The sequence below is a fragment of the Nocardioides sp. GY 10113 genome (assembly GCF_004919105.1).
GTDB lineage: Bacteria > Actinomycetota > Actinomycetes > Propionibacteriales > Nocardioidaceae > Nocardioides.
Genome location: NZ_STGK01000020.1, coordinates 78610 through 86104, shown reverse-complemented (window position 1 = coordinate 86104; position 7495 = coordinate 78610). Strand labels below are relative to the sequence as shown.

Here is a 7495-nt window from a genome sequence, read left to right as displayed (position 1 = left end):
GCCGGCCTGTACTGCCGCGCCGACGACCGCGGCGACCCGGTCATCCAGCTCTCCCCGCCGCTGGTCTGCGGCCCCGAGCACTTCGACGAGATGGAGCAGAAGCTCCGCAAGGTCCTCACCGAGGCGGCCACGCTGCTCTGACCCCGATCGGACACGCGTCGCGAGGGCGGCGGTCCCGCACCCACCGGTGCCGGGCCGCCGCCTTCGTCGTACGTCGGGGCGTTCGTCGGGGCGTTCGTCGGGGCTAGCCGCGGCGGGCATCCGCCTGGCGATAGCCCTGCCCGCCGACGAGCCAGCGGATGCGCAGCGTGTGGGGCACGTCCCCACGGTGTGGTCCACCAGCGTGCGACGGATGCGTGCGGAGTCCCGCCCGACCTTGACGGCGAGGACCAGCGTGGTCCAGGCATGCTGCGGGGCCCGGCCCCTGCTGCTGGCGAGGGCGTCCTCGTCCACCTGGTCGCAGCCGAACCTCACCTCGGTGCCGGCGACGTGCCGGGTGCAGCGGCCGCGCGGCCGCCACGAGCGGTCGGCGTACTCCTGGTCGAAGCGGTGGGGGCGACCGATCGTGGCGGTGAACGGGCCGTAGGACCCGCGCGCCGCGTCCGGGTGGTTCGCCACCTGGCGTGGCGTCACCGTGCTCAGGTAGGCGCGGACCGCCAGCGGCGACCCGACTCCGAGCCGGGGACGAACGCGAGCGCGGGCCGGCAGGGAGTCCCTGCCGGCCCGCGCTGCGGTGTGTGCGACGTGCGCCTAGGCGGCGACCTTCTTCCGGTTGGCCAGCATGTTGCCGACCACCAGGGAGAGCGCCACCAGGAACATCACGGTGCCGACCACGTTGACCTGCATCGGGATGCCGCGCTGCGCGGCGCCCCAGACGAACATCGGGAACGTCACCGTCTGACCGGCGTTGAGGTTCGTGATGATGAAGTCGTCGAAGGACAGCGAGAAGCTGAGCAGCGCCGCCGCGGCGATGCCGGGGAAGACCAGCGGGAACGTGACCCGCCAGAACGTCGTCGCCTCGCTCGCGTAGAGGTCCATCGCCGCCTGCTCGAGGTTCTCGTCCATGCCGCCGAGGCGTGCCTTCACCGCGACGATCACGAACGAGAGGCAGAACGTCACGTGGGCGATGAAGATCGTCCAGAAGCCGAGGCGTCCGCCCAGGCCCGCCGAGATGAAGAGCGCCAGCAGCGAGGAGCCCATCACGATCTCGGGCGAGGCCATCGGCAGGAAGATCACCGAGTTGATCGCGCCGCGGCCGCGGAAGGAGTGCCGCACCAGGGCGAACGAGGCGAGGGTGCCCAGGATCGTGGCAACGAGGGTGGCCAGGAGGCCGATCTCGATGCTGCGCACGACCGCGGAGCACATCCCGTTCGGCTTGCAGGGGTCCAGCCAGTTGTCCAGCGTGAAGCCCTGGAACGCGTAGAGGTTGCGGGACTTGCTGGCGTCGTTGAAGCTCATCAGCATCACGACGGCGATCGGGACCAGGATGTAGGCCAGCACCAGCAGGCCGGCGGCCAGCACCAGGTGCTCGGTGATCCAGCGCCCGACGCGCTGCAGGGTGCCGACGCCGCGGTCGGCGGTCTTCTCCACCCTGTTCGGGGTGGTGCTCGAGGTGGTGCTCACACCAGCTCCTCCGTCCCGGCCTTGCGGATGTACACCATCACCATCGCCACGATGATCGCCATCAGGATCACCGAGAGGGCGCCGGCGGTCGCGTAGTCGCCGGTGCTGGTGAACAGGTTCTGGATGACGTTGCCGACCATGCGCTCGTTGGGGCTGCCCAGCAGCTCGGCGTTGATGTAGTCACCGGCGGCGGGGATGAAGGTCAGCAGGGTGCCGGCGACCACGCCGGGCATCGACAGTGGCAGCGTCACCTTGGTGAAGCCGCGCACCGGCGAGGCGTACAGGTCACCCGCCGCCTCGATCAGGCGCCCGTCGATCTTCTCCAGGCTCGCGTAGAGCGGCAGCACCATGAACGGCAGGAAGTTGTAGACCAGGCCCGCGATCACCGCGACCGGGGTGGCCAGCAGCCGGCCCTCGTCGCCGAGGATGTGCAGGAACTGCAGCGTGTTCACCACGAAGCCGTCGTCGGCCAGGATCAGCTTCCACGACAGGGTCCGCACCAGGAAGCTGGTGAAGAACGGAGCGATCACCAGCACCAGCATCAGGTTGCGCCAGCGGCCGGCCTTGAACGCGATCGCGTACGCGAGCACGTAGCCGAGCACCAGGCAGATGGCGGTGGCGAGCGCGGCGTACCACAGCGACCGCACCAGCGGCTGCCAGTACAGCTCCAGCGCGTGGCCGAAGTTCGCGAAGTGGAAGCTGACCTCGTAGCCCGTCAGGACGGATCCCTCGGGGTCGTACAGGCTGGTCGCGAGCAGCGAGTAGAACGGGACGACGAAGAAGATCCCGAGCCACAGGGCCGCTGGCAGCATCAGCCAGTAGCCGGTGAAGCGCCCGCGCATCAGTCCTCCTCGATCACGCCGGCGTTGACGTCCTGGTCGGCGGGGAGCAGGAAGGCGAACTCGGGACGCCAGGAGACGTCGACCGCGGTGCCGCGGTGCATCACCTCGCGCCGACCGGTGTTCTGCTCGAAGGCCATCAGCTCCTGGCCCCACGGCATCCGCACCAGGTACTGGGTGCTCACGCCGACGAAGCTGACGTCGGTGATGACGCCGCCGGTCATGTGGTTGCCGGGCGCGTCGATCGGCTCGCCGGTCGGGGCGACCAGCACCTTCTCGGGGCGGATGCCCACCCAACCGGCGCCCGCGGCGGTGTGGGCGCGGTCGGCGGGGATCGAGACCTGGGTGCCGTGCATGTCGACCTTCACCACGTCCGAACCCGAGCTGACCACCGTGCCGGCGATCAGGTTGGACTGGCCGAGGAAGTTGGCCACGAAGGTGGTGCGCGGGTTCTCGTAGAGCTCACCCGGGGAGCCCATCTGCTCGATCACGCCGCGGTTCATCACCGCGATCGTGTCGGCCATGGTCATCGCCTCCTCCTGGTCGTGCGTCACGTGCACGAAGGTGAGGCCGACCTCGGTCTGGATGCGCTTGATCTCGAGCTGCATCGAGCGGCGCAGCTTCAGGTCGAGCGCGCCGAGCGGCTCGTCGAGCAGCAGCACCTCGGGGCGGTTGATCAGCGCGCGAGCCAGGGCGACCCGCTGCTGCTGACCGCCGGAGAGCTGCGGCGGCTTCTTGCGGGCCTGCGCCTCGAGCTCCACGAGCTCGAGCATCTCCTCGACCTGGCGGTCGACGTCCTTGGCCTTGCGGCGGCGCAGGCCGAAGGCGACGTTCTCGTGGATGTCGAGGTGGGGGAAGAGCGCGTAGCTCTGGAAGACCGTGTTCACCGGGCGCCGGTACGGCTTCTGCCAGGTGATCTCGTCCTCGCCGAGGTGGATGCTGCCCGAGGTGGGGGACTCCAGGCCCGCAACCATCCGCAGCGTCGTCGTCTTGCCGCAGCCCGAGGGGCCGAGCAGCGCGAAGAAGCTCCCCGCGGGAATCTCGAGGTCGAGGGAGTCCACGGCAGTGAAGCTCGTGAACTCCTTGGTGAGCGCGGTGAGCCGGAGGTCCCGGGCGCTCCCCGTGGGGCGTTCAGCCGCCAATGACATCGGCGAAATCTCCTTCGTAAGCACGGATCTGGAATTCCTCGAGGGCCATGAACGAGTGGGTCGTGGCCATCATCTCGGCGGTCGGGAAGATCAACGGGTTGTCGACGAGGGAGGGGTCCACCTTCTCCATCGCCTCCTGGGCGCCCTTGACCGGGCAGATGTACCAGACGTACGCCGCGAGCTTCGCCGCCACCTCGGGGTCGTAGTAGTAGTTGATCCAGTCCTCGGCGTTGCTCTGGTGCGTGGCGAGGTTGGGGATCAGCATGTTGTCGGACCAGATCATCTGGCCCTCCTCGGGCGTCACGAAGACGAGGTTCGGGTCCTCGGCCGCCGCGACGTCGCCCGACCAGGCCTCGCAGGCGACGATGTTGCCGGCCGCCAGGTCCTGGATGTACTCGTTGCCGGTGAACGCACGGACCTGACCGTCGCTGCGCGCCTTGCGCAGCCGGTCGATCGCGTTGTCCCACTCGGTGTCGGTGAAGCTGGCGGGGTCGGCGCCCTGCGAGAGCAGGGTCAGGCCCATCGTGTCCCGCATCTCGGTCAGCAGCGAGATCCGGCCCTTGAGGTCGGGGCGGGAGAGCAGCTCCTCGAAGGAGCGCACCTCCTTGACCTTCTCCTTGTTGTACGCGATGCCGCTCAGGCCGCTCTGCCACGGGGCGGAGTAGTTGCGCTCGGGGTCCCAGCCGACGCCCCGGAGGGAGTCGATCAGGTTGGCGTCGAGGTTCGGCACCCGCGACTTGTCCAGCGGCTGGATCCAGCCGACCTGGAGCATCCGAGCCGCCATCCAGTCGGTGAGCATGAACATGTCGCGCTTGGTGGTCTCGCAGGCGCCGAGCTGGTTGACGACCTTGGCGAAGAACTCGAGGTTGTCGTTGACGTCGGCGGTGTAGGAGACGTCGATCCCGAAGTCCTTCTCGAACTGGGTCAGCGTCGAGACGTACTTCTTGCCGTCCTCGTCGATGTACGCCGGCCAGTTGGAGACCACCAGCTTCCGGTCCGTGTCGGAGACGTCCGCGGCGAAGCAGGACGCGGGATCCTGCTTGCGGTCCGGGGTTCCGAAGGCGGGGAGCACCGCGAGGCTCCCTAGTCCGAGCAGCGCGCCCGCGCCGCCGCGAAGCGCCGTTCTACGGGACATCCGGCCTGGCACCGATCGCCACCTCCCTGTTCATCACTAGCTTGCATGGGGTTCCGCGGATCATGACACGGAGTGATCCGGGTAACAAGGAATTCCGTCGGGAATTAGCATAAAAGCAACGGAATCCGTACATTCCCGTTGCGCAGGCCGCTGGATTGCTGTGAGGATCCCCCTGTGTCCAAGAACAAGGCCGCGCACCTCGACGACCACTCCAAGGCGATCATCGCCGAGCTGCAGGAGGACGGCCGCCGCTCCTACGCGGCCGTCGGCAAGGCCGTCGGCCTCTCCGAGGCGGCCGTGCGCCAGCGGGTCCAGCGCCTGATCGACAGTGGCGTGATCCAGGTGGTCGCCGTCACCGACCCCGTCGAGATGGGCTTCGCCCGCCAGGCGATGATCGGGATCCGGGCCACCGGCGAGCTGGAGCCGATCGCGGACCTGCTCGCTGACATCGAGGAGGTCGACTACGTCGTGATCACCGCCGGCTCCTTCGACCTGCTCGCCGAGGTCGTCTGCGAGAGCGACGAGCACCTGCTCGACATCCTGTCGCGGCGGATCCGGACCCTGCCCGGGGTGCTCGCCACCGAGACCCTGGTCTACCTCAAGCTGCGCAAGCAGACCTACGCCTGGGGCGTGCGCTGAGCCTCGGCTGGCGCACCCCTGGTCGATCCCCGAAATAGGGGATATCCCTTCGGCGCGCGCGTGTCCTGCGTGTCGTGTTCGCCCGGCCGGCCACGGTGGGGCACGTGCCGCCGCCGGGTGACGTGCCGACGCGCCGCCCCGGTGACCTGCCCTACGTCCCGGGGCTGGACGGCATCCGCGGGCTCGCCGTGGCCGGCGTGCTCGGCTTCCACCTGGGCTGGTCCGGGCTGGCCGGCGGCCTGCTCGGCGTGGGCGTCTTCTTCACGCTCAGCGGGTTCCTGATCACGCGCCTGCTGCTGTCGAGCTACCGGCGCACGGGCACCCTGGAGCTGCGACGGTTCTGGCTGCACCGGGCCAGACGGCTGCTGCCGGCGCTGCTGCTCGTGCTCGGCGTCGTCCTGACCGCGACCGCTCTCGCCCAGCCCGGCACGATGGGTCGCCGGTGGGCGGAGGCGCGGGCGGCTGTGCTCCACGTCGCCAACTGGCACGCGATCGCCAGCGGCACGTCGTACGCCGACCGGTTCGCGCCGCCCGGGCCGTTCGACCACCTCTGGTCGCTCTCGGTCGAGGAGCAGTTCTACCTGATCTGGCCGCTGCTGCTGCTCGCCGTCGTGGTGGCGTTCCGGTGGACCCGTCTCGAGGTCGCCGTGCTGGCGCTGCTGCTCGCCGTGGTCTCGTTCGTGCTCCTCGCCAAGCTCGCCCACCCCGGACTGGACACGACACGCGCCTACGAGGGCACCGACACCCGCGCCGGCGCGCTGCTCCTCGGGGCCGCGTTGGCGGTGGCCTGGCCGCCGCTGGTGCGCCGCCTGGCGGTCACCGGATCGCTGGCGACCGGGCTGCTGCGCGCGACCCTGGACCTCGCCGGGCTCCTGGCGCTGGCCGGGATCGGGTGGCTCGTCCTCACCACCGACCAGTACGCCGCCTCGCTCTACTCGTGGCGCCTGCTCGCCCTGGGGGCGCTGACGACGGTGCTGGTCGCGGCGGTGGCGGCGCCAGGCTCGGTGATGGGAGTGCTGCTGCGGGCGCGCCCGCTGCGCTGGGCCGGCCAACGCTCCTACGGGATCTACCTGTGGCACCTGCCGGTGCTCGCCTGGCTCGCCCCGGGGCTCGCCCTCGCCCCGTCGCCGGGCCGGGCGATGGGCGTCCTGGCCCTCACCCTCCTTCTGGCGGAGGCGTCCTGGCGCACCGTCGAGGAGCCGATCCGCCGCCGGGGGTTGGTCGGTGCACTGCGCGAGGTGCGGGGCTGGCGGCTGCCTCCGTCCTGGGGGCGCGGCGTGGTCCCGCTGCCGTTGGTGCCGAGCGGGGTGGTCGCGCTCGGCGTGGCGGGCACGGTGGGGCTGGTCGCCTGCCACGCGGTCGCCGGAGCGGTGCCGAGCGCCCTGCTGGCCGGGCAGTCCGCCCCCGCGGCGGCCCGTGCTGCCGGGGGCTGGCCGGCGGGTGGCTCGGAGGGCGGAGCAGGGGACGGCGGGGGTGCCGACCGGACCGCGTGCCGCTCGGTGGTCTACATCGGGGAGTCCACCTCGCTCGGGCTGGTCGACCCGGCCTACCTTCCGCGGTCCGCGAGCCGGCTGCCGGCCCGGCTCCAGCGGGTCGGCGTGACCGACCTGGACACCGACATCCTCGGCGCCCGCTCGATCGTGGAGCGCTGGCACGACCAGCCGAACGCCCAGGACGCGGTGGCGGCGCGCGGCGACGTCGACGACGACACGTGCTGGGTGGTCGCGATGGGCACCAACGACGCGGCGAACCTCGCCGTCGGGGGCGTCTACTCGGCCCGGCAGCGGGTGGACCTGCTGATGGAGGAGATCGGGGACCACCCGGTGCTGTGGCTGACCGTGCGCTCGCAGCTGCGGTCGGGGCCCTACGCGGACGCGCACATGGTGGCCTTCGACCGGGAGCTGGTCGGGGCGTGCGAGCGGCACCCGACGTTACGCCTCTACGACTGGCGGGCCGAGGTGCGACCGGAGTGGTTCGTCGCCGACGGCGTCCACTTCACCTCCGAGGGCTACCGGCAGCGGGCCAGGCGGATCGCCAGCGCGCTGGCCACGGCCTTCCCCGCATCCGGGCCGGCCGCCACCGGCTGCCGGGTCGCGGCCGGGCCTGCCTGA

General features: G+C 70.7%; 6 protein-coding genes. 2 read left to right on the top strand and 4 right to left on the bottom strand.

Annotated features, from left to right (window positions below; all coding sequences use genetic code 11):
- Positions 1–750 precede the first annotated feature (750 nt).
- Genes E8D34_RS19150 through E8D34_RS19135 form a run of 4 tightly spaced genes read right to left on the bottom strand, consistent with a single transcriptional unit; the run spans position 751 to position 4682 of the window.
- Positions 751–1623: an ABC transporter permease gene (locus E8D34_RS19150; protein WP_240771469.1), complete on the bottom strand. Its 873-nt coding sequence runs from the start codon at positions 1621–1623 to the stop codon at positions 751–753.
- On the bottom strand, positions 1620–2465 hold the full coding sequence (locus tag E8D34_RS19145; protein WP_136596261.1) for an ABC transporter permease: 846 nt from the start codon (positions 2463–2465) through the stop codon (positions 1620–1622). The genes E8D34_RS19150 and E8D34_RS19145 overlap by 4 nt, the downstream gene beginning before the upstream one ends.
- Positions 2465–3610: an ABC transporter ATP-binding protein gene (locus E8D34_RS19140; RefSeq protein ID WP_136596260.1), complete on the bottom strand. Its 1146-nt coding sequence runs from the start codon at positions 3608–3610 to the stop codon at positions 2465–2467. Before E8D34_RS19140 ends, E8D34_RS19145 begins: the two co-directional genes overlap by 1 nt.
- Positions 3594–4682, bottom strand: coding sequence for a spermidine/putrescine ABC transporter substrate-binding protein (locus tag E8D34_RS19135; protein WP_240771468.1), 1089 nt, complete (start codon positions 4680–4682; stop codon positions 3594–3596). The genes E8D34_RS19140 and E8D34_RS19135 overlap by 17 nt, the downstream gene beginning before the upstream one ends.
- A 237-nt stretch (positions 4683–4919) precedes the next feature.
- Between E8D34_RS19135 and E8D34_RS19130 the strand changes: the two genes are divergently transcribed.
- Together E8D34_RS19130 and E8D34_RS19125 are read left to right on the top strand one after the other, a co-directional pair.
- Positions 4920–5384: an Lrp/AsnC family transcriptional regulator gene (locus tag E8D34_RS19130; protein ID WP_240771467.1), complete on the top strand. Its 465-nt coding sequence runs from the start codon at positions 4920–4922 to the stop codon at positions 5382–5384.
- A 74-nt stretch (positions 5385–5458) separates the two neighbouring features.
- Entirely contained in the window at positions 5459–7495 is a 2037-nt protein-coding gene (locus E8D34_RS19125) for an acyltransferase family protein (protein ID WP_168929539.1), read from the top strand.

What these genes read in the sequence shown, in the direction of transcription:
- E8D34_RS19145 (WP_136596261.1), bottom strand. Translation starts at nt 2,465, where the DNA reads ATGCGCGGGCGCTTCACCGGCTACTGGCTGATGCTGCCAGCGGCCCTG.
- E8D34_RS19140 (WP_136596260.1), bottom strand. Translation starts at nt 3,610, where the DNA reads ATGTCATTGGCGGCTGAACGCCCCACGGGGAGCGCCCGGGACCTCCGG.